The sequence below is a fragment of the Burkholderia sp. A2 genome (genome assembly GCF_001729305.1).
Taxonomy (GTDB): domain Bacteria; phylum Pseudomonadota; class Gammaproteobacteria; order Burkholderiales; family Burkholderiaceae; genus Burkholderia; species Burkholderia sola.
Genome location: NZ_LZXX01000105.1, coordinates 462,875 through 485,437, shown reverse-complemented (window position 1 = coordinate 485,437; position 22,563 = coordinate 462,875). Strand labels below are relative to the sequence as shown.

The window sequence follows — 22,563 nt, the reverse complement described above, 5'->3', positions numbered from 1 at the left end:
CTCGCAGTAGGCGCGGCCGCCGTCGCGGCGGCCGCGCGTCGCGTCCGTCGTCCGTTTACTGGCTCGCCAATTGGGCCTGGGTATAGAAGCCGTCCTTCACGACGACGTCAACGTTGCGCTTGGTCAGCAGCGTCGGCTGCAGCAGCACCGTGTCGACCTTCTTCTTGCCGTTGTCGTATTGCGCGTTGAACGCTGGCTTCGCGCCCTTCGCGAGATCGACCGCGAGCTTCGCGGCTTCGCTCGCGATCAGCTTCAGCGGCTTGTAGACGGTCATCGTCTGCGTGCCGGCGATTACGCGCTTGACCGCCGCGAGATCCGCATCCTGCCCGGACACCGGCACCTTGCCGGCCAGATGCTGCGCGGCGAGCGCCTGGATCGCGCCGCCGGCCGTGCCGTCGTTCGATGCGACGATCGCGTCGATCTTGTTGTTGTTCGCGGTCAGCGCGTCCTCGACGATCCGCAGCGCGGTCGACGCGCTCCATTCGGGCACCCACTGCTGGCCGACGACCTTGATGTCGCCGCGGTCGATCGCGGGCTTCAGCACCTTCAGTTGTCCTTCGCGCAGCATCTTCGCGTTGTTGTCGGTCGGCGCGCCGCCCAGCAGGAAATAGTTGCCCTTCGGCTTCGCGTCGAACACGCCCTGCGCCTGCAGCTCGCCGACCTTCTCGTTGTCGAACGAGATATACGCGTCGACGTCCGCGTCGAGAATCAGGCGGTCGTACGACACGACCTTGATGCCGGCCTTGCGCGCTTCGGCGACGACGTTGCCGAGCGTCTTCGAGTTGAACGGCACGATCACGATCACGTCGACGCCGCGCGAGATCAGGTTCTCGATCTGCGAAATCTGCCGCGCCTCGCTCGCGTCGGCCGACTGCACCGACACCTTCGCGCCGAGCTTCGTCGCGGCCGCGACGAAATAGTCTCGATCGCGCGACCAGCGCTCGACGCGCAGGTCGTCGATACAGAAGCCGATCTCGGGCTTGTCCTTGCTCGCGTGAGCGAGCGGCGTGCCCAGCGCGAGAATCGCCAGCGCGGCGGCGCCGGCAAGCGAACTCAATACGGTACGACGCGTCACGGATTTCATGTCTCCACTCCTTGTTATGGAACCACTCACGAACCGCGGGCGGCCGCCGGATTGCACCGCCCGCATCGATTCACTGCAACGTGCGTGTCAAGCGCCCGTCGCAAACACCGGTTCGAGCGCACGATACAGCGCGCGAAACGTCGGCCGCCGCACATCGCGATACCACGCGTGCCGCGCGGGATCGGGCTCGCGCACCGCGACGACGGGCGGCTGCGGGCACACGTCGTCGAGCCGCGCATCGGGCTCGAGCGCGAGATGCGCAAGGCGCGCGGCGCCGAGCGCCGGCCCCACTTCGCCGCCCTCGCGCAACGTCAGCGCACGGCCGCTCAGGTCGGCGAGCATCTGCGTCCAGTACGCGCTGCGCGAGCCGCCGCCGATCACGGTGATGCTGTCGGGGGCGAGCCCGGCCGCATGCAGCGCGTCGATGCCGTCGAGCAGCGCGAAGCCGACGCCTTCGAGCGTCGCGTTCGCGAGATCCGCGCGCCGCGTGTCCGGCGTGAGCCCATAGAACACACCCTTCGCGTTCACGTCGTTGTGCGGCGTGCGCTCGCCGCTCAGGTACGGCAGGAACCACGGGCGGCTCGCGCGTGCGTTCTGCTCGGCATCGTCGAGCAGCGCCGCGACGCCGTCGTAACCGGCCAGCTGCGCGGTGAAGTCGACGCAGCCGGCCGCGTTCAGCATCACGGACATCAGGTGCCACGTATCGGGCAGCGCATGACAGAAGCTGTGCACCGCCGATTCGGGATTCGCGCGAAACCCGTCCGACACCGCGAAATACACGCCCGACGTGCCGAGCGACAGCAGCGCGTCACCGGGCCGCACGATCCCGACGCCGACCGCGCCGGCCGCGTTGTCGCCGCCGCCGGCCACCACCGGGATCTCGCGCAGGCCCAGCGCCCGTGCGACGGCCGGCAGCAGCGTGCCGGTGACGCGGTTGCCCTCGAATACGGCGGGCATCTGCGTGCGCGACAGCCCGCAGACGGCGAGCAGCGTGTCGTCGTAATCGCGCTTCGCGACGTCGAGCCATAGCGTGCCCGCGGCATCCGACGGATCGGTCGCGAACGCGCCGGTCAGCCGGTAGCGCAGATAATCCTTCGGCAGCAGCACGTAGGCGATGCGCGCGAACACGTCGGGCTCGTGGCGCCGCACCCACAACAGCTTGGGCGCGGTGAAGCCCGGCATCGCGATGTTGCCGGCCACCGTACGCAGCGCGGGCGCGAGCCGTTCGAGTTCGTCGCACTCGGCGTCGGCCCGGCCGTCGTTCCACAAAATCGCGGGGCGCAGCACGTCGCCATGCGCATCGAGCAGCGTCGCGCCGTGCATCTGGCCGGTCAACCCGAGCGCGTCGATGTCGCGCGGATCGATGCCGGCCGAACGCGCATCCGCCACCAGTGCGGCGAGCGCGCCGCAAGCGGCCTCCCACCAGTCACGCGGCGCCTGCTCGGACCAGCGCGGCTGCGGCCGGCTCACCGCAAGCGGGCGGCTCGCGCTCGCGCGCACCGCGCCGTCGCGGTCGAGCAGCACCGCCTTCACGCCCGACGTGCCGAGATCGAGTCCGATGTACATGGCGTCAGCGCAGCCCGTAGATCGCCTGGTTCACGATGTTCTCCAGCCGCTCCTGCGCACCGCTCGCATGCCGCGGATCCACACCGCGCGCGAGCGCGTCGGCCGCCAGCGATTCCAGCGTATAGCCGCCCGACAGGATCTTGCGACCGAATGCATCGTCCCACTGCGCGTAGCGCTGCCGGCGCAGCGCGTCGAGCCGGTCGTTCTCGACCAGCACCGCCGCGCGTTCGAGCGCGAGCGCGAGCACGTCGATCGCGCCGACGTGGCCGTAGAACAGGTCTTCCGGATCGATGCTCTGGCGTCGCACCTTCGCGTCGAAGTTCATCCCGCCGGTCGTGAAGCCGCCGTGGCGCAGGATCTCGTAGAACGCGAGCGTCAGCTCCTCGACGCTGTTCGGGAACTGGTCGGTATCCCAGCCGTTCTGCGGATCGCCGCGATTCGCGTCGACGCTGCCGAACACGCCGAGCGCGAACGCGTTCGCGATCTCGTGATGGAACGAATGGCCGGCGAGCGTCGCGTGATTCGCCTCGATGTTCACGCGGATCTCGTCCTGCAGCCCGTACTGCACGAGGAAGCCGTGCACGGTCGCGACGTCGTAGTCGTACTGGTGCTTGGTCGGCTCCTGCGGCTTCGGCTCGATCAGCAGCGCGCCCTTGAAGCCGATCCGGTGCTTGTGCTCGACCACCATCGACAGGAAGCGGGCGAACTGGTCGCGCTCGCGCTTCAGGTCGGTATTGAGCAGCGTCTCGTAGCCTTCGCGTCCGCCCCACAGCACGTAGTTTTCGCCGCCGAGCCGGTGGGTCGCGTCGAGCGCATGGCACACCTGGGTCGCGGCCCAGGCGAACACGTCGGGGTTCGGATTCGTCGCGGCGCCGGCCGCGAAGCGCGAGTGCGAGAACAGGTTCGCGGTGCCCCACAACAGCCGCACGCCGCTCGCCTGCTGGCGCTCGCCGAGATAGTCGACCATCCGCGCGAAATTGGCCGCGTATTCGCGCAGGCTGTCGCCTTCCGGTGCGACGTCGGTGTCGTGGAACGTATAGAACGGCGTGCCGAGCTTCGTGAAGAACTCGAATGCCGCATCCGCCTTCTGCCGCGCGCGTTCGAGCGCATCGCCCGGCTGCTGCCACGGTCGCTGGAACGCGGGCTGCCCGAAGATGTCGTGACCCGGCCACACGAACGTGTGCCAGTAGCAGACCGCAATCCGCAGATGCTCGGCGAGCGTCTTGCCGAGTACGCGCTTCTCAGGGTCGTAATGGTGATACGCGAGCGGATTGTCCGACTGCGGGCCTTCGTAGCGAATGGCGGGAATATGTTCGAAATACGACATGGTGTCTCCGTGCAGGTTCTTGTTGCAGCGCAACGCGCGTCGCGGCGACGCACGCGGCCGAATTCGGTTGGCTGGATCGTGCCCCCGCGCCTGCCGGCCGGCAATTGCGAAATTGCGCAGCGCGCTTGATGTTTCTTGCCAGTCGTACGCGTGCGGCGCGCGTTCCGTCCTACAATCGCCGTACACCAGACACCGCGCGCCGCCTCCGCGAGCGCGCCCCCGGAGACAACGGCACCGCGCCCGCCACGCGCGCGCCCCGACACCGAGATGACACGCGCCCCATCCGCCCAGACACCGCACCGCATCGCGCTGCTGTTCAACGCGAACAAGGTCTACGACCGCGAAATCATCAGCGGCATCGGCCAGTACCTGCACACGACGCGCGTCGTGTGGGACCTGTTCCTCGAAGACGATTTCCGCTGCCGGCTCACCGGGATCGAGCGTTTCGACGGCGACGGCATCATCGCGGACTTCGACGACCCGGCCGTCGCCGACGCGCTCGCCGGCTCGCCGCTGCCGATCGTCGCGATCGGATCGTCGTACGAGGACCCGACGCAGTACCCGGACGATGTCCCATATATTGCGACGGACAACCCGAAGCTCGTGTCGCTCGCCTATACGCACCTTATCGGGGCCGGCCTCGCGCATTTCGCGATGTACAGCCTGCCGGTCGCGCAGGAAAACCGCTGGGCGCAGCAGCGCGAGCTCGCGTTCGACCGGCTCGCGCGCGCGGACGGGCTCGACGCGCCGATCTACCGCGGGCTGTCGACCAGCGCGTCGGGCTGGAATCATGCGATCGAGCAACTGATCGGCTGGCTGCACGCGCTGCCGAAGCCGGTCGGCGTGATCGCCGTGACCGATGCGCGCGCGCGGCATCTGCTGCAGGCGTGCCTGATCGCCGGCATCGCGGTGCCGGAACAGGTCGCGATCATCGGCATCGACAACGATCCGCTCACGCGCACGCTGACGCGCATTCCGCTGTCGTCGGTGATCCAGGGCACAGAGGAAATGGGCCGCACCGCCGCGCACCTGCTGCACCGGATGCTGCGTGGCGCGCGCTTTCCCGGGCAGCGCATTCTCGTGCCGCCAGTCGGCATCAACGTGCTCGAATCGACGCGCCACCAGCCGCTGGCGAGCCCGCACGTGATGCGCGCCCGGCATTTCATCCGCCAGTACGCGTGCCAGGGCATCAAGACCGAACAGGTCGCCGACTATGTCGGCGTGTCGCGCTCGCTGCTCGAGGAGCACTTCCGGCGCGAACTGCAGCGCACCGTGCACCAGGAGATCCTGCGTCACAAACTCGAGGCCGCGCAGGCGCTGCTCGCCAGCCGGCAGGCGTCGAGCGCCGAAGTCGCGATCCGGTGCGGGTTCACGTCGCTTCAATACATGTACGCGGTGTTCCGGCGAGAACTCGGCTGCACGCCGCGTGAATATCAGGACCGCGCGGCCGCCACGAACTGACGCGCGCCGCCCATTCGACATCCACTCATGCACATCGATACCGATTCCTCCCCTCTGACACCCGGCGTGACGCGCGTGCTTGCCGAGCCGTGGGGCGCCTTGCCCGACGGCGAGCCCGTGCGGCGCTATACGCTGCGCAACGCGCACGGGATGCGGGTCGTCGTCAGCGACCTCGGCGCGACCGTCGTGTCGTGGCTCGCGCCCGACCGCACGGGGCGCTTGGCCGATATCGTGCTCGCGCACGACACGCCGGCCGAGTATCTCGACTCCGGCGCCTATCTCGGCGCGACGGTCGGCCGCTGGGCGAACCGGATCGCCGGCGCGCGCTTCACGCTCGACGGCGTCGACTATCTGCTCGACCGCAACGAGAACGGCAACCTGCTGCATGGCGGCGCGAACGGCTTTCATCTCGCGCGCTGGGACGTGCTCGACGATAGCGGCGGGCTGACGCTGCGGCTCGATTCGCCGGAAGGCGATGCGGGATTCCCCGGCAACGTGAGCGTGCAGGTGCGCTACACGCTCGACGACGACGGCACGCTGACGATCGACTATTCGGGGTGGACCGACGCGCCGACGCCGCTGAACCTGACGAACCACAGCTACTTCAACCTGAACGGGCGCGCGGGCAGCGACGTGCGCGGCCATCTGCTGCACATCGACGCCGACGCGTTCCTCGAAGTGGACGACGCGCTGATCCCGACCGGCACGGCCGACGTGACGGGCACCGCGTTCGATTTCCGGCAAAGCGCGCCGCTCGGCGCGCGCCTCGACTGGCCGCATGCGCAACTGGCGCGGGCGCGCGGCTTCGATCACTGCTACGTCGTCGGCAACGGCGCGCGCGAGGTCCGGCCCGTCGCACGGATCTACGATCCGGAAAGCGGCCGCGAACTCATCGTGTCGACCGATCAGCGCGGGCTGCAGCTCTATACGGGCAACTATCTCGACGGCCTGCGCGTGAGCGGCGGCACGCGTTGCGTGCAACACGCGGCGCTGTGCGTCGAGGCGGGCGGTTTTCCGGATCAGGTCAACATGGACGGCCTGCGCGACGACGTGATCGTTCGTCCGGGCGACGTGTATCGGCAGACCACGCGGTATCGGGTCGCGGTTCACGCATAGTGCGGGCAAGCGGCATCGTCGGCACAGGGGGCCGCGCCGACATCGACCGCTGCTGCATGATCCGGCTTTCGTCGCGCAGCGCGTGCGCGACGCGTTTCGACGCCGTCGTCACGCATCCGCGCCGACGGCGTGGAACAGTTCCTCCTCCTGCGCGCAATGCAGACGTACGATCGCCTCCAGCCCGTACAGCACGCGTTGTATCGCCTGAACCTGCATGGCGTCGGCTCCGTCGCGCGGCAGGTCCGCGACCATCTGCCTGAGCGACCGGACCAACGTGAAGATCTCCCGGTGTGCGCCACTCATTGCCGCGAGCGGATCCTCGCCGCCGAGCAACGGCGCAAGACGCGCGTAGACCTCCAGGTCGTCGGCGCGCTCGTGCGGCAGCAGCCGTTGATCCAGCGCGTCGACGACATCGGCAAGCTCGCTGGCGATGCCGGCTCCGGATAGTTGCGGCAAGCGGCCCGCGAGCGCCCTGATCCGGTCCAGCAACGGCGACAATGCCGCGTGCTCGCGCTTGAGTTGCTCGACGTCGACATCGGCCAGCCGGGTTTCCGGCGGCCGCGGGCGCACAAGCAACACGCGCAGCGCATTGACGATCACGACGACGTCGACGACTTCCTGAATGACCGCACCGGCAATCGGCGGCAGGAATCCCGCCGCCGCAATCGCCATCGCGACGGTCGACAACGACATGCCGATCACCACGCTCTCGAGCGCGATCCGGCGCGATCGACGGGCGATGCGCATCGCATCCACGAGTCGATCCAGCCGATCCACCAGCAACACCACGTCGGCAGCTTCGGACGACGCGGCCGCGCCCCGCGCGCCCATCGCGATGCCGACATCGGCCGCCGCCAGCGCCGGCGCGTCGTTCACGCCGTCGCCGACCATGATCGTCACGCCCTCCTTGCGTGCGGCCTGGATCGCGGCGAGCTTGTCCGCCGGCGTCTGTTCGGCGCGCACGTCGGTGACCCCGAGCAGTTCGCCGACGGCCCGGGCAATGTCGCGCCGGTCGCCGGTCAGCATGACGAGGCGCTCGACGCCTTCGCGTTTGAGCAGCCGTAACGCCCGCGGCGTTTCCAGCCGCACCTGGTCGGCCATCTGGATCGCGCCGACCATGACGCCATCGACGCCGACGAACACGGCGGCCCCGCCCTCGTTGCCGACCCGCTTCAGGAATGCTTCGCTCCACGGGGCATCCGCCGAGCCGGCGCCGACGTACCCGAACTTGCCGATCCTGACGGTCCGGTTGTCGACCCGGCCGGTCACGCCCTCGCCGGCCGTTTCCATGACAGCCGACGGCGGCGACAGGTGGATTTCGCGTTCTCGCGCCGCGACCGTCAGCGCGTCGGAAATGACGTGGCCCGACGCCTGGGCCAACGATGCCGCGAAATGCAGCACGTCGTCCGTTCCGATACCGGCGCCGCATTCGATCGCCACGATGCGTGCGCGCCCGCCCGTCAGCGTGCCGGTCTTGTCGAAGAACAGGATCGTTGCCTGCGCAAGACGTTCGAGCGCGCCCCCGCCTTTGACGAGGATGCCGCGTTTCGAACAGCGCGACAGGCCGGACACGATCGCGACCGGCACGGCGAGAATCAACGGGCAAGGCGTGGCGACGACGAGCACGGCGAGCGCGCGAGCGACGTCGCCGGTCAGCAGCCACGCGATGCCGGCGACGAGCAGCGCGGCGAGCACGAAGAATGCGGCGTAACGATCCGCGAGACGCACGGACGGACCGCGCTCGTGTTGAGCGCGCTCGACCATGCGGACGATGCCTGCGAACGTGCTGTCGCCCGCCGTGGTGCGGGCGACCATTTCGAACGGTGCGCCTGCGTTGACCGCGCCGCTGCAGGCGTTTTCCCCCGAACGTCGCCGCTGGGTGGACGACTCGCCGGTCAGCATCGATTCGTCGAGCTCCGCGTCGCCGGTCAACGTGCCGTCGACCGGCGCGCATTCGCCGCTACGCACGAGCAGCCTGTCACCCGGAATGATGGTGTCCGGCGCAACGGAACGCCATTCGCCGTTCTCGAACCGGGTCGCCTGCCGGGGGGCGCGACCGAGCAGCGCGGTCATCTCGCGTTGCGCGCGGTCTTGCGCATACCGCTCCAGCGTCCGGCCGCTCGCCAGCATCAATGCGACGACCGCAGCCGTCAGCGTCTCGTCGAGCGCGATGGCCAGGCCGATTGCCAGCCATGCGAGCACGTCGATGCCGGCCTGCCGTTTCACCACGGCCCTTGCAAGCGAGACCGTCAACGCGAGCAAGACCGGCACCGTTCCCAGCAGCCATACGACCCTCGCGAGCGAAGGCATACCGAAGGCCACGCACATGCCGCCTGCCGCGAGCGTAACGGCCGCCAGAACCAGCAACGCGAGATCGATCGACCAGCGGATACGAGACATGACCATTTTTCCAATTGCCGTGCATGGCGGGTTCGCCGCCTTCGGTTCCGGTTGCGGTTGCGGACGGCCGGTTGCGGACGGCCGGTTGCGGACGGCGTGGCATCAGTCTAGGAAACACCGCGGTTCGACCGTTGACCTGCGTCACGGCGAAGCGCGTCACGCGAACGGCCGGCATGGCGCGTTGCTTGACGTGAGTCAAGCGGCCGGCGCCTTTCGTCAGCACAATCGAAGCGTGACGCCGGAGCGCCTGGGATCGATATCGTGCTGACGCTGGCTGTACTCTTCGTGCTGATTCTTCTACTGAATCTCATGCCGGCGTTCGCCCCGCCGACGTGGATGGCGATGTCGTGGGTCGGGTTCAACCTGCCCGACGGCAATCCGCTGGTTTTTGCCGTCGTGGCGGCCGCCGCGGCGACCCTCGGACGCGTCATCCTGGCGACCTTCGCCAGGTCGCTCGTGCGCTCCCGCTGGATGCGCGACGCGGATCGCGAGAACATCGACGTCGCCACGCAGTGGCTGCGCAAGCATCGGACGCTCACCGTCGGTGCGTTTTTCTTCTATGCGCTGAGCCCGCTTCCGTCGAACTACCTGTTCATCGCATACGGCCTTTCCGGATTGCCGCTCAGGATCATCGCCGCGGCGTTCTTCGTCGGGCGCGCGACGACCTATGCGATCTGGGCACACCTCGGCCGCTTTGCGTCGACCAGTCTGGACGTGGAATCCGGACTCGAAGGCAGTTACCTCGGCGGATACTTCGTCGTCACGCAACTGGCGTTGCTCGGCGTCGTGTTCGCGTTGATGAAGCTCGATTGGCGCGCGCTGCTCAACGAACGCCGGTTGACGTTCCGGCGCGGCCATCCTCCGCATCGCGCGGAGTGACACCCCGCATGCGCGCCCTGGCGATCGCCTGCGCCGGCCGACCGACCGTTGCAGCTCGTCGCACAGTCTGTTCGTCGGCGTCGATAACCGACTAGCCGGGCGCCGCCGTTTCATCGGCAACCGGCCACGACACGATCACGCGCAGTCCGCCGAGTGCGGACGATCGATCCACCTGGATGTCAGCGTCATGTGCCGCTGCGATTCGCCGCACGATCGACCAGCCGAGGCCGCTTCCGCCCGGCCGGGTTCCCGCCGGCCGAAAGAACCGTTCGCCCAGCCTTCGCAGATCGGCGTCGCCGATGCCTGGGCCGCTGTCTTCGACCCGCAGCACGGTGCGCTGTTCTCGTTGGCCGACCGAAACGGCGATGCACGCCAGCGGCGGGCTGTAGCGAATCGCGTTGTCGACCAGGTTGCGCACCATCGACTCGAGCAATGGCGCGTTGCCGCCGACGATGCACGGCGACGGCGCATCGAGTTCGAGCCTCTGCCGTTTCCCGATCGACCGCGGCGCAGCCTCCGCGACCACCCGTTTCGCCAAGGTCGATACGTCGACCGGTGCGCGGTCCGCCAACGCGCCCGCATCGAGACGCGACAGCAACAGGAGTTGATCCACCAGGCGCGCGGCCCGATCGCACCCTTCGAGCACGCTCCGCAGTGCATGCCGTCGTCGCACGTCATCGGGCTCCGCCATCGCGACCTGCGCCTGCGCCTTGACGGCCGCGAGCGGCGTGCGCAACTCGTGAGCCGCGTCGGATGTGAATCGGCGCTCCGCATCCATCACGGCACGAATCCGCTCGAACAGGGCATTCAGCGCATCCAGCATCGGCCGCATCTCGAGCGGCGTCCGGTCCGGCCGAATCGTGTCGAGTGCCTGCGGGTTCCGCTTCGCCAGCGTTCGGCCGAAATCGCGCAGCGGCGCCGTGCCGCGGCGAACCGCCCAGCCGATGGCCAGCACCAGCAACGGCAACGCAGCCGCCATCGGCCAGAATGCGCTGCGCATGACGGCACCCAGGATCGCCTTGCGTGAGTCGACTCGTTCGCCCACGAACACCTGAACATCGCCGTGCACGCCGTGCACGACGAATACCCGCCACGTATTCCCGTCGATCACGACGGTCCAGAATCCGGAAGACCGAGCGGGCCCGGTGAGCTCGGGCGCCACCATCGGCGTCGACGGCGCGTTTTCGGAATGCAGGCCAAGCCGGCCTTCATGAAACACCTGAAAGGCCACGCGCGGCCCGTACGGGTGAAGGATCGGCGCGTCGATCGCATGGTCGTCGTCATCCGGCCCGCGCACCTGTTGCGCGACGAGCAGTGCCGCCGCCTGCGCGAGGTGGCCGTCGAGCAGCCGGTCGATCTCGCGCCGAGCATCGAGCCAGGTCAGCATCAGCGTCGATAGCCAGACAGCGAGAACCACGGCCGGCACGAGCGTCAGCAGCCGGCCATGCAGCGAACGCGCGGAGAGCACGGCTTTCATGCATCGTCCCGCATCAACACGTACCCCACGCCGCGCACCGTCCGGATCAGCTCGCTGCCGAGCTTGGCGCGCAAGCGATGGATATGGACCTCGACGGCATTGCTCTCCACCTCCTGCCCCCAGCTGTACAGGTACTGCTCGATCTGCTCGCGTGACAGCACCCGGCCGGCATTCAGCATCAGTATGTGCAACAGATCGAACTCGCGCGTGGACAGCGCAGCAGCCACGCCGGCGCGGCGCGCGGTTCGAGACGCGGGTTCCAGCTCGACGTCCTGCGCGTGGAGCCGCTCGGTCGGGCGACCATGAGACCGCCGGACCAGCGCCCGCAGGCGCGCACCGAGTTCGTACAGGTCCACGGGCTTGATCACGTAATCGTCGGCGCCCACGTCGAGTGCCCGGATGCGGTCGGGCACTGCATCGCGCGCGGTCAGGACCAGGATCGGCAACGCTATCCCGTCGCGGCGAATGCGCTGCAGGACATCCATGCCGTCCATGAGCGGCAATCCGAGATCGAGGACCGCCGCGGCATGAACATGCGCGCGCAGCTCGCGCTGGGCCGCGTCGCCGTCATGCACCCAGTCGACCTGAAACCCTTGCTGGCGCAATCCGGCGCGAATCCCGTCGCCGAGCAGGACGTCGTCTTCCACGAGCAGGATGCGCACGATCGAATCCTCCGCCCGTGGCCGTCAGTCGTCGTCCCGGGCCGCCCCGTGCGCGGGGCGGCCGGTGTCCGTCGCGACGGGCCGATCCGATTGAACGGGCTGCGGTGCCGCCTGCCATTGCGCCCACCACCAGCCGATCACGGCTGCCGTCATCACGACAGCGATCCCCCACCGCGCGCGCCGGATGCCATCGATCGGCGCGCCGCGCTTGTAGCCGGTCACCATCGCGCCGGCCAGATTCTCACGATGCACGACGCTGCTGACGAGGACGGCGGCGACGTGGACCATGACGAGCGCAAGCATCGCGTTCGCCGCGCCCTCGTGAAGATCGCCGAACGATTCGCCGTTTCCGTTGTAGGCTGCCCAACCGGTCAATCCGACGAGGACCGTCATTGCCAGCATGGCGACAATCGCGACCGCGCCGGCCGGATTGTGGCCGACGTGATGTTCGGGCCGACCTTTCACAAGGCTTAGAACGTAGCGCAAAACGGCCGCCGGCGAACGTACGAACGACGAGAACCGGGCATGGCGCGTGCCGGCCACACCCCACACGACACGAAACATGACGAGCGCCAGCATCGTGTATCCGAACGCGACGTGCATCAGCCGCCATCGCTCGCTCTCGGCGGTCAGCCATGCGCCTGCAAAGGCGATGACCATCAGCCAGTGGAATACGCGCAGCGGAGCGTCCCAGACGAGTATCCGTGCGGGACGCGAGCACGCCGGTTCACCGTGTGCCTGGAATGCGGACGAATCGTTCATCGAAGTTTCCTTTGTCTGCTTGCGTATGACATGCGGCGCAATTCGACGGCCGCTTGACCGCGGCGCTGCGCCAGACGGACGCAGGCACCTCGTCGTGCGTGGCGACGAACCACGCCGACCGGGTAATCCTGTCTCCCGGGGGACGGCGCGCCGAGGTGCCCGTCGCCGCATGTGCCGTCAGCCACGTCTCCAGTTGCGCGATCGTTGTCGGGTCCAGCGTGGCATCGGTGCCGAAGTGGCGGTCGAGACCGTTCAGGATGCGGCGCCAGGATTCCGCGGGCAGCGCCCCGGGCGGATAGGCGACGTGGCAAGTCGCGCACTCCTGCTTGTACTTGGGCAGCAACGGAATCGTGGCGCTTCTCATTTCGTCTTCCGCCAGTGCCGCGCGAGGCAGCAGCGACATCAGCAGCAGCGTGAGCACGCTTGCCCGTGCATGTCGCCGCGCAGCGATCCCGCGCGGCGACGTCGTCCAGTCGATGTTGTTCATGATCGTTCGCCGTCAGGGTTTCAGGCTCATGAGCCAGCTCAGGACGTCGGCCTTTTCGATTGCCGAACATTCACGCCCGACGACGTCCTTGCAGTTTCTGCGAAACCACTTTTCGGTCCTGGCGCCGTCCGAGAATCGAGCCGGGTTGAAAGCGGGCGCGAGCGGTTCGATGGCCTTACCGGTAACGACGTGCCTGCCTGCACCGGTCGGCGTACTTCCATGACAGGTCGCGCAACTCCAGTCGCGCCCGTGTCGGGACGTGAAGAATTGCTGACCGCGCGACGGCACGGCGCCGACGCCTGACTGCACCGTATAGCCGGCCAGCAATTGGGCCGGTGTTTCGGCACTTGCGTCGGCGATGGCAGCCGCGCATATGGCAGCCGCCAGCCATGCCCGGCAAAGCATGCGAACCGAGTCGGATAGGCACATCGTGGTTCTCCTGAGCGATGCGTTCATCTTCGGGAGAATTCCTTACCGCATTCTTAACGCACGGATAACCGAGCGCCGTGCCACGCGTGCGGGATGCCGCCAGCCACATCGGTCGTTGCGCCGTGCTCGGCCGTTTGCGCGAGCGACGGCCTTGCATATCCGGAGCTTGTCCATCTCGACTACGGCCCCGGTTCTGACGGGCGAGCCTCGCATTCGCCTCCGTACTCGTCCGTGCCGATCACAGCGTGGCTAGCGATCCGGTTGCGGCCGCGGGCCGGCACACCCCGTACACAGACGCATCGTCCCGCGCCGGTCAGGGTCATGCCACGAAAAGCGCACATCGACGCCCCCCCGCCCCGGGACGACGACGTGCCGAACTTCCTGAACGGCCCGATCGTGCGCGGACACGGTGTATCTCCCCGGCGGCACGCGCGCGAACAGGAACGGCCCGCTCGTGTGAACGTCGAGGATCGTCGACTTGCCCGACGACAGCGAGACATCGACATCGGAAAGATACTGGCCGGACTTCGATGCGAACGTGAGCCGCAGGTTATATCGACGCGCAACGCCGCGAAACGCGGTGACCTCGTCCTGGCCGATTCCGCCGGTGATATAAGCGACACCGTTGCGCACGACCGGTTCGGTCGACGTGTCGGCCAGCGCGTTCGCGCCGACATTCAGCAGGCAGGCTGCCAGCAGCAGCATCTTCACGGTTGTGGTGCCCATCTTCACTCTCCTGATTGACCACGCACATCGCGCATGCGTATCGAGGACGATGCCAGCGTCGCGCGAAACCACAATCTCCCGTTGACGCATGTCAAGTGCGCGGCAGTCGAAGCGCACCCAGCCGGAGCAGGCATCGCGATAAAGCCATCGCGCCCCGTCCTCCCGAGCGGCGCGGCAAGCCTGGACACCCAGGGGTTCCGGATCCGGACGTCGCAATCAGCCGTGACGGCTGTCAGCCGATATTGCACGGCCCGTCGGAAATTTCCGACACGGCGGCCCGACGCCGGACAGCAAGCTCAGGCCACGCTGATTGTCCCGCGCGGCGGCGCCGCCAATACTGGAGACGTGACAGGGCACAACGTGTTTCGCGGCCGGGGCCCGGTTCTTCCGCCCCGCCGCCGGATCGAGGAGTTGGCGATGATTCAATCGACCGCAGCGCGCGCCGACGATGCCATGCCGACTGGCGAGCCGTCTGTCGGTGCCCACCTCGTGACCCGTCGCCACGGCTATCTGCATCACGGGATCTACGTCGGCGACGGCAACGTGATTCACTACGCCGGATGGTCGCGCCATCTGAGCGGCGGCCCGGTCGAGATCGTGACCCTCGACGGCTTTCGTGCCGGTTTCGAATTCGCCGTCATCCGCCACGCGCGCACGCCGTACGACGGGATGGAAGCAGCACGCCGCGCGGCATCGCGCCTGGGCGAATGCCGCTACCGGCTGCTCACGAACAACTGCGAACACTTCTGCCTGTGGTGTCTGTTCGGCGTCGGGCGCAGCGAGCAGGTCGCGTCGTGCCTGCGCAATCCCGTGCACGGCATGGCGGTCGCGGTCACGCTGATCGCGTGCGTGCTGGTCGCACGGTGGCATCCTGCGGCGGCCGGGCGCGAACGCCCGGTTCGGTAGTCGGCCTGGCATCGGCTGCCATGCCGTCGCTTCGTCGATCGCGACCTTCATCCGGACCTGCCGGTCAGCGCGGGACCGCGACAGGATCGTAGCGATTGCGCGGGTTCCACAGCATCCAGCCATCCGTGCCTGCCGCATCGGCCGCGTCGACCTGCGCGCGAATCTCGTCGGCATCGAACAGCCGGCGATCGAATGCATAGTCGCGAAACGCCTGAAGCCACGGCCTGAACCGGACACCGTCCAGCCCGGTGCGGCGCTTCGCCTCTTCCAGCGACCGCGCAACGATCTCGCCCGGATGCTCGGTCGGTTTCCGGCAACCTGGCAGGCCCCATGTGAAGCCGGACGGATACAGCATCGGCGACACGTAGTCCACCACCGGCACGAGCGCATCGAGCCGCTGTCCGATTGCCGTATCGTCGGCGTTCCAGCAGACATACCCGAAGATATCGGCCGACAGGTAGAGGTTGTACGGCTGCAGCCGCGCGCGCGCGCCGGTGAGGAATCCGCTGATCGCCGCGACCCGGTTGGCTTCGGTATTCGGCTCGGCGAACCGCAGGCCGTTGGCGTCGGGAAACCGCAGGTAGTCGAACTGGATTTCGTCGAAACCCATGCGGGCCGCCTCTTCGGCGACATCGTAATTGTGTTGCCAGGCCGCGCGCGACGTCGGGTCGATCCAGCGCTGATGCTCGCGGTCCTGCCAGACCTCGCCGGCTGCGTCGCGCACGGCCCACTCGGGATGAGCGCGCGAGAGCGGATCGTCCTTGAACACGACGATGCGCGCGATCAGGTAAAGGCCGCGTGCGTGGAAGGTCCGCAGCAGGTCCGGCAGATCGGGCGGATGAACGATCGCGCCGGCTACATTGTTCGCGGCGCCGGAAATCTCACGCGCCTGGCTGCGATAAGGCGTCACGCCGCTGTCGCCCTTCACGTCGATGACGAGCGCATTGATCGCCGTCTTGTCCTGGAGGGCCAGCGCCGCATCGCGCAGCGTGCGATCCGCCACACCGTAAGCGGACAGGTAGACCGCCTTCGGGCGCATCGGCGTCATGCGGATCGTGTGCGCGACCGCGGCCGGCGTCAGCGTGACTTCCGTTCGCGCGTAGCCCGCCGCGCGCACGCTGACGCGTGTCCCGCTCGCATCGAGCTCCAGTGAAAACGCGCCATCGCGATCCGCGGTGCGGTTCACGCCCGCGGCGTGGCCGATCGCGCCGGCCAGCGGGCGCCCATTCGCGGCATCGACGACGGTGATCGCGACCGGCGCCGCCCGGACGGCGAAACCGGCGAGCGACACGAGCAGACAGACGAACAGGCGCTCAATCACGGTTTCCTCCGGCGGCTCTCAGCAATCCGTCCATGCATCGTGTGTCGCACGCGTCCGTCATCAGATAGCGCGGCAGCGCCATGGCCGGGTCGGTGATGCGAACGGGGTGTGCGTCGAGCGTGAACGCCGCGACATAGCCTTCGCGAGCGGCGAGCTCGTCGGTCTGCGCATCGTGGATGCCGAACGGCCAGGCCAGCAGCCGGACCGGTTGGCCGGTTTCGGCCTCGAGCCGTGCACGCGACCGGCTCAGCTGGAACGACACGAAACGCCGGTAGTCGTCCGGTGCGAGCCGGGCGCGCTCGGTCCGGAAATTCGGATGCCAGACCGTATGCGACTCGATGTCGAATCCGCCGGCGCGCCCGAGCGTGCGAAGTTGGTCCCACGTCATCGCGTAGCGGGCATTGGAGATGGCCGACGGATAGATGAATAGCGTGACCGGCACCGGATGCGCCGCCAGCAACGGGCGCAGCACCTCGTAGACGGAGCGGTGACCGTCGTCGACCGTGATCGCGACCGCGTGCGCCGGCACGGCATCGCGCTGGCCGTCATGCCAGCGTACGACGTCGGCGAGCGGCACGATGCGGTAGCCGTTCGCCTCGATCGCGTGCAGCTGGTCGCGGAACGTGTCGACGCGCACCGTCATCGAATCCACGCGCGCGGAGGCGAACCGGTGGTAGGCCAGGATCAGCACGCGCTGCGGTGGAGAAGCGATCGTCGCGACGTCGGCGGACGCAACCGGCCGCACGCACGACAGCAGCAGCAGGCAGACGATCAGTCGAAAGGCCATGGTGGATGTCGTGGAACAGGTGCCCCATTTTTTGCGATCGTGCCGCGCCATCCACTGAGCCAGATCAACGATCGATCGCGCCGTCAGCGCGCTTGACGCGCATCAAGCCGCAACGAGCGACAGTCGGCTGCAATGAGGGCGTCGCACGCGTGTACCCAGCCTGCCGGCCAGGTCCCGCGATATCGAGCCGACGGGAACGTGCCGTTTCCGTTCGACTACAACCCGCAGGCGCTGCGACATGCAGTTGCCCTGCCCATCGATTCGTTCGCCATGTCCAGAGCGCCACGTCTGCCGTTCACGTCGAGCCGCGGAGCCGCACGACGAAAGGCCATGCAATTCGATCGCGCGTTGCGTCGGCCTGCCACCTACCCCCATCCCGCCGGCCGGATCGTACGGATCGAAACCCACCTGTCCGTCGTCTATCTGGCGGGGCGCTACGCGTACAAGCGCATCAAGCCCGTTCGATTCGCGTTCGTCGATCTCGTCCGCCCTGCGCAGCGTCACCGCTGCGCGCTGGCGGAGTGCACGCTCAACCGGCCGTTCGCCGGCTCGCTTTACCTGGGCGTCTGGCCGATCGTGGCGCGCGGCCGGCGCAGCGTCTTCGGCCCGCCCGTGCAAACCGGCGCGCGTCGCCATCGGCAGACGGCAGGGCCCGGCGAGTACGTGGTGCGGATGCGCCGGTTCGACGCGCAGGCCATGTTGTCGGCCCGCAGCGCATCACACGGCGCGGGACTGGCGGACGCGGACGCACTCGCGGATACATTGGCCCGCCATCATCTGCATGCGCCGCGCGGCCTTCGGGGCAGCACGGCCAGCGTCGTGGCGCAATGCCGGCCGTTGTGCGACACGCTCGACGTCACGGTGCGCTGGATCGACGTGGCGAGCGATCTCGCGTTTGCGCTGACGGATTATTCCGCCCACGGGCGAGCCGACTGCGCCCACCACCTCCTGTCCGAATGGCTCGCCCGCACGGGCGATCATGCGGCGCTGGGCGTGCTGCCGTGCTACTTCGTCTATCGCGCGCTGGTGCAGGCGATGACTGCGCGGCTACGCGGCGACGAGGCGGCCCGCCGTCAGTATCTGCGGGTGGCGTCGGACATGGCGCAGGCACGGTGCGATGTCCGACCGGCATTGCTGCTGTGCCATGGCGTGTCCGGTTCGGGCAAATCGCTGGCCAGCCGCGCGCTTGCGGAACAGATCGGCGCGATCCGGCTGTCCAGCGACGTCGAGCGCAAGCGCGACGCCCGCGCGCCCGAGCACACCCGGCTGTCCGCTGCCGCTTACTCGAATTCGGCGATCGACGCGATCCACGAAAGACTGCGTGAGCAGGCCGGCGTGGTCCTCGCCAGCGGCTACACGGCGATCGTCGACGCAACGTTCCTGCGCCGGCGCCACCGAGCAGCCTTCATGTCGCTCGCCGCGCAGCGCGGCGTGCGCGTCGCGATTCTCGATTTCGTCGCGAGCCGGGCAACGCTCGCCGCGCGTGTCGCGGCGCGGGCCGAGCGCGGGTGCGATGCGTCCGACGCCGACACGGCCGTACTGGCGCGGCAGATCGACCATGCCGAGACACTGGCCCCGGCCGAGGCCGCGATCGCGATCCGCTTCGATACCGATTGCGACGCCACGGCATACGGCGACCGCGCATTCTGGGCGCCGTTGTTCGCGGCGCTACGCACCTAGCCGCACGACATATGGCGCTCGTGGAACGCCCCCCCGGCGTCCACGGCGGGCGCCGGGCCAGCAAAGTTACGCGCGGAAACGCCGCTCCCCGATCTGACACGTCGCATCGCATCGGATGGAAGCGCGCCCGGTCAACGCCCGAATGTGCGCGTATGGTCGTCGTAATCGAACAGCCCGGCGTAACGGCCCCAGTCGGTCACGACACGCAGCGCCTGATCCGCGCCGCGCGGATCGAGACGATCCTCGAGTTCCAGTTCAAACCGCTCGCGAGGCGCGCGATGCGCGGCACGCTCGTCCAGCACTTCGTCGATATGCGCGGCAAGCGGCACGAATTTGACGACATGCTCCCGAAACAGGCGCCGCCGGGCCTCGTCGTCGCTGTGTGCGAACACGTGGCCCGCCGCGCTCAGCCGGATGGTGCGGTCGTGCCACTCGGCAAAGGCGAGCAGATGGAGCGCGGCGGCGGTCGGATGGAGCGCGTCGGCCCGCATCGCGAGCGCCGACGCAATCGTGCCGAGCTCCGCATGGCCGTCGTACGGCGCGCCCGCCAGTGTCTCGACGAACCCCGCGAGATGGTGGCTCGTCACGTCGGGCAGCGTCATGGCCAGCGCGCCGCCGGCCGTCTCGCGATTCGCCGCCGCATCGGCGATGCGTGCGGTCAGCGTCGCGTAGATCTTGCCGACTATCGCCTGAAAGGCCGGGTCGTGCCGGCTGCGGGGACGCGGCAGCGGCACGTTCAGCGCGGTGTCGATGCGTGCGGGACCGGCGCCGAGCACCAGGATGCGATCGCACATGAGCACCGCTTCCTCTATGTTGTGGGTCACCATCATCACCGCTCGGATCGACAGCTGACGCGCGTCCCACAGATCGAGAAAATCGGTGCGCAGCGTTTCCGCGGTGAGCACGTCCAGCGCCGAGAACGGTTCGTCCATCAACAGCAGGACGGGTTCGCTCACGAGCGCGCGGGCAAACCCGACCCGCTGACGCATCCCGCCCGACAGTTCGCGCGGAAAGGCCGATTCGAAGCCGTCGAGCCCGATCAACTCGATCGCGGCATTGGCCCGTTCGCGCATGTCGCGTGGCGGGAGGCCCAGCGCATCGAGTCCCAGCTCGACGTTTTCGACGACGGTCAGCCACGGGTACAGCGCGAAGGTCTGGAACACCACGGCGATGCCGCTGGTCGGGCCGGCAAGCGTTGCGCCTCGATACGCGACCGCGCCCGACGAAGGCTCGACGAGCCCGCCCGCGATCCGCAGCAGCGTGGACTTGCCCGAGCCGGAGCGGCCGAGCAACCCCAGTATCTCGCCCTCGCGCAGCGTGAAATCGATATCGGCCAGCACGTGCAGCGGTTCGCCGGACGGTTTCGTGAATGATTTGCATACGGCGCGCATCTCGAGCACGACCGGCGCTTGCTCCGATGACGGCGCGGCCGCGATCGCAACGTTCGCTTGCTTGCATTCACCGAGATTCGACACGCGTGTCTCCCGCGGGTAAAGGATGGGATCCGGACTCAATTGAGCCGCGTTCTGCGCTCCGCGAACGCATACATCGGGCGCCACACGAGCCGGTTGGTCGCAATCACGAGCAGCGACATGACGGCGACGCCGAGCGCGATGCGCGGAAAGTCACCGGCATCGGTCATCCGCGCGATGTAGGCGCCGAGGCCACCGGCATTCAGGCGCGTGCCGCCCCAGCTCACGGCTTCCCCGACGATGCTCGCATTCCATGCGCCGCCGAATGCAGTGATCGCGCCCGTCACGAAATACGGCAGGATGCCCGGCAACATGACGCGACGCCACCAGGTCGCCGGACGGACCCGGAAGCACGCCGCCGCTTCGCACAGGTCGGCCGGGAACGCGCTCGCGCCCGCGATCACGTTGAACAGGACATACCATTGCGCGCCCAGGACCAGCAACGGGCACAACCAGATGTCGGGTTCGAGACGAAAACGCACGATCGCAAAGACGGCGACCGGAAACAGCAGGTTGGCCGGAAACGCGGCGAGGAACTGTGTGACCGGCTGAACGCGGGCGGCCACGCGCGGCCGAAGACCGATGGCGATCCCGATCGGCACCCAGATCGCCGACGCGATCACGACGAGCACGCTCACACGGACGAACGTGAGCGCCCCTTCGCCCGCCACGACACGCAGGTCCGCCCAGGTCAGCGTCGCGCGCCCGAGGCTGAACAGCCCGTACGCCGCATACACGCATGCCGCGCCGCATAGCGCGAGCCACAGCGCGTCACCCGCGTGCCGCGGCAGCGCCATCCGGCCGCGCCACGGCCATGTCGCCGCAGGCAGCCGCGCAAGCGCCACGCGACGCAACAGCATGCCGACCGCGCTGCCCGCGCGGGCCATCCATCGCGATCGATGGAACAGGTCGAGCAGCCAGCTGCGCGGCGCGACCGCGGGCGCGGCATCGCCATGGCGGAATCGTTCCGACCACGCAACCAGCGGCCTGAACAGCAACTGGTCGTACAGGACGATTGCGATGCTCATCGCGACGATCGCCCAGCCCACCGCAGCCAGGTCGCGGTTCGCGATCGCCTGCGCGACATAGGCGCCCACGCCCGGCAGTTCGACGTGCAGGTTGCCGACCACGATCGCCTCGGACGCGACCACGAAGAACCAGCCGCCCGACATCGACATCATGGCGTTCCAGACGAGGCCGGGCATCGCGAACGGCACCTCCAGGCGCCAAAAGCGCTGCCACGCCGAAAGCCGGAAACTGCGGCTGGCCTCGTCAAGGTCGAGCGGCACCGTGCGCAGCGCCTGGTAGAAGCTGAACGTCATGTTCCACGCCTGGCTCGTGAAGATCGCGAAGATCGCGGCGCACTCGGCGCCGAGGATTCGCCCCGGAAACAACGACAGGAAGAACAGCACCGTAAACGACAGGTAGCCGAGGATCGGCACCGACTGAATCACGTCGAGCAACGGAATCAGCACCCGCTCCGCCGACCGGCTCCGGGCCGCCGCGGTCGCATAGACGAACGTGAAGACGATCGACGCGAGCAATGCCGCGAACATGCGCGAGACGGTACGCAGCGTATAGCCGGGCAACGCCGCGGGAGACAGCGAGATGGTCGGAGGATGCGCGACTGCGAGCGGGCCTGCCATCTGGTGCGCCGAGATCCCGGCGAGCAGCAGGACGCTGGTGACGATCAGCATCGCGGCGAGATCCCGCCAGCCCGGTGCGGGCAGCGTCCAGCGACCGCCCCGCAATACCTCCGCATGGTGCTCCACGGTGCCCCTCCCCGCCGATGATGGCGGTTCATCTTCCGGGGCAGGGGAGCCAGCCGGGTTGACCTGCGTCAACCGTCCCGCAGTGCCGGCACCCGGCGCGCCACTCGGCAACCGTGCGCTGGGCCGCAACCGCGCCGCGGCGCCGCACGTCCCCGCGCCCGTCGTCGAAACCGACCGGCTAACCCGGCGATTCGGCGATCCGACCGGCTACGAGAACCAGCCGGTGTTCGCCCGAAATCGCCATCGTCA

Annotated in this window: 19 protein-coding genes; 5 read left to right on the top strand and 14 right to left on the bottom strand. The window is 68.3% G+C overall.

Annotated elements, in window-relative coordinates:
- Positions 1-55: 55 nt before the first annotated feature.
- The 3 genes from xylF to xylA all read right to left on the bottom strand — a co-directional run bounded on the left by xylF (position 56) and on the right by xylA (position 3,977).
- Positions 56-1,084, bottom strand: coding sequence for a D-xylose ABC transporter substrate-binding protein (gene xylF, locus A9Z05_RS22625; protein ID WP_069620033.1), 1,029 nt, complete (start codon positions 1,082-1,084; stop codon positions 56-58).
- An 87-nt stretch (positions 1,085-1,171) separates the two neighbouring features.
- Complete coding sequence (gene xylB / locus A9Z05_RS22620; RefSeq protein ID WP_069620032.1) at positions 1,172-2,650, bottom strand: xylulokinase; 1,479 nt, start codon at positions 2,648-2,650, stop codon at positions 1,172-1,174.
- A 4-nt stretch (positions 2,651-2,654) separates the two neighbouring features.
- A complete protein-coding gene (gene xylA, locus A9Z05_RS22615) occupies positions 2,655-3,977 on the bottom strand; it encodes a xylose isomerase (RefSeq protein WP_069620031.1) in 1,323 nt (440 codons plus the stop codon).
- 267 nt (positions 3,978-4,244) lie between these two features.
- On the opposite strand from xylA, the gene A9Z05_RS22610 reads away from it, so the two are divergent.
- Positions 4,245-5,438, top strand: coding sequence for a DNA-binding transcriptional regulator (locus A9Z05_RS22610; RefSeq protein ID WP_069620030.1), 1,194 nt, complete (start codon positions 4,245-4,247; stop codon positions 5,436-5,438).
- 27 nt (positions 5,439-5,465) lie between these two features.
- Positions 5,466-6,554: an aldose epimerase family protein gene (locus A9Z05_RS22605; protein WP_069620029.1), complete on the top strand. Its 1,089-nt coding sequence runs from the start codon at positions 5,466-5,468 to the stop codon at positions 6,552-6,554.
- 108 nt (positions 6,555-6,662) lie between these two features.
- On the opposite strand, the gene A9Z05_RS22600 is transcribed toward A9Z05_RS22605, so the two are convergent.
- A complete protein-coding gene (locus A9Z05_RS22600) occupies positions 6,663-8,954 on the bottom strand; it encodes a heavy metal translocating P-type ATPase (protein WP_069620126.1) in 2,292 nt (763 codons plus the stop codon).
- A gap of 261 nt (positions 8,955-9,215) precedes the next feature.
- On the opposite strand from A9Z05_RS22600, the gene A9Z05_RS22595 reads away from it, so the two are divergent.
- Positions 9,216-9,833, top strand: coding sequence for a VTT domain-containing protein (locus A9Z05_RS22595; protein WP_069620028.1), 618 nt, complete (start codon positions 9,216-9,218; stop codon positions 9,831-9,833).
- A gap of 91 nt (positions 9,834-9,924) precedes the next feature.
- Here A9Z05_RS22595 and A9Z05_RS22590 read toward each other — a convergent pair whose 3' ends face one another.
- The 6 genes from A9Z05_RS22590 to A9Z05_RS22570 form a co-directional block, all read right to left on the bottom strand.
- Positions 9,925-11,310, bottom strand: a complete 1,386-nt coding sequence (locus A9Z05_RS22590) for an ATP-binding protein (protein WP_069620027.1) — start codon at positions 11,308-11,310, stop codon at positions 9,925-9,927.
- Positions 11,307-11,972, bottom strand: a complete 666-nt coding sequence (locus tag A9Z05_RS22585) for a response regulator (protein ID WP_069620026.1) — start codon at positions 11,970-11,972, stop codon at positions 11,307-11,309. The genes A9Z05_RS22590 and A9Z05_RS22585 overlap by 4 nt, the downstream gene beginning before the upstream one ends.
- 24 nt (positions 11,973-11,996) lie before the next feature.
- The gene (locus tag A9Z05_RS22580) at positions 11,997-12,734 is read right to left on the bottom strand and encodes a cytochrome b/b6 domain-containing protein (protein WP_069620025.1); all 738 of its coding nucleotides are present in this window, start codon (positions 12,732-12,734) and stop codon (positions 11,997-11,999) included.
- A complete protein-coding gene (locus A9Z05_RS22575) occupies positions 12,700-13,221 on the bottom strand; it encodes a diheme cytochrome c (protein ID WP_069620024.1) in 522 nt (173 codons plus the stop codon). The genes A9Z05_RS22580 and A9Z05_RS22575 overlap by 35 nt, the downstream gene beginning before the upstream one ends.
- Positions 13,222-13,233: 12 nt before the next feature.
- Entirely contained in the window at positions 13,234-13,626 is a 393-nt protein-coding gene (locus A9Z05_RS35120; RefSeq protein ID WP_249190458.1) for a DUF1924 domain-containing protein, read from the bottom strand.
- Between the two features lie 273 nt (positions 13,627-13,899).
- The gene (locus tag A9Z05_RS22570) at positions 13,900-14,376 is read right to left on the bottom strand and encodes a hypothetical protein (protein WP_069620023.1); all 477 of its coding nucleotides are present in this window, start codon (positions 14,374-14,376) and stop codon (positions 13,900-13,902) included.
- A 417-nt stretch (positions 14,377-14,793) separates the two neighbouring features.
- Here A9Z05_RS22570 and A9Z05_RS22565 point away from each other — a divergent pair, with 417 nt between their 5' ends.
- Positions 14,794-15,282, top strand: coding sequence for a lecithin retinol acyltransferase family protein (locus A9Z05_RS22565; protein ID WP_069620022.1), 489 nt, complete (start codon positions 14,794-14,796; stop codon positions 15,280-15,282).
- A 64-nt stretch (positions 15,283-15,346) separates the two neighbouring features.
- Here the strand turns inward: A9Z05_RS22565 and A9Z05_RS22560 are convergent, their stop codons facing one another.
- Positions 15,347-16,603 carry a putative glycoside hydrolase gene (locus A9Z05_RS22560; RefSeq protein WP_069620021.1) on the bottom strand — a complete coding sequence of 419 codons (1,257 nt, stop codon included), beginning with the start codon at positions 16,601-16,603 and terminating at the stop codon, positions 15,347-15,349.
- On the bottom strand, positions 16,596-17,390 hold the full coding sequence (locus A9Z05_RS22555; protein ID WP_069620020.1) for a polysaccharide deacetylase family protein: 795 nt from the start codon (positions 17,388-17,390) through the stop codon (positions 16,596-16,598). Before A9Z05_RS22555 ends, A9Z05_RS22560 begins: the two co-directional genes overlap by 8 nt.
- A 198-nt stretch (positions 17,391-17,588) precedes the next feature.
- Here A9Z05_RS22555 and A9Z05_RS22550 point away from each other — a divergent pair, with 198 nt between their 5' ends.
- Positions 17,589-19,070, top strand: a complete 1,482-nt coding sequence (locus tag A9Z05_RS22550) for a bifunctional aminoglycoside phosphotransferase/ATP-binding protein (RefSeq protein ID WP_256122070.1) — start codon at positions 17,589-17,591, stop codon at positions 19,068-19,070.
- Positions 19,071-19,201: 131 nt separating this feature from the next.
- Here A9Z05_RS22550 and A9Z05_RS22545 read toward each other — a convergent pair whose 3' ends face one another.
- Entirely contained in the window at positions 19,202-20,461 is a 1,260-nt protein-coding gene (locus A9Z05_RS22545) for a nitrate/sulfonate/bicarbonate ABC transporter ATP-binding protein (RefSeq protein WP_069620124.1), read from the bottom strand.
- Between the two features lie 119 nt (positions 20,462-20,580).
- Complete coding sequence (locus tag A9Z05_RS22540) at positions 20,581-22,314, bottom strand: ABC transporter permease subunit (RefSeq protein WP_069620019.1); 1,734 nt, start codon at positions 22,312-22,314, stop codon at positions 20,581-20,583.
- Positions 22,315-22,563 lie beyond the last annotated feature (249 nt).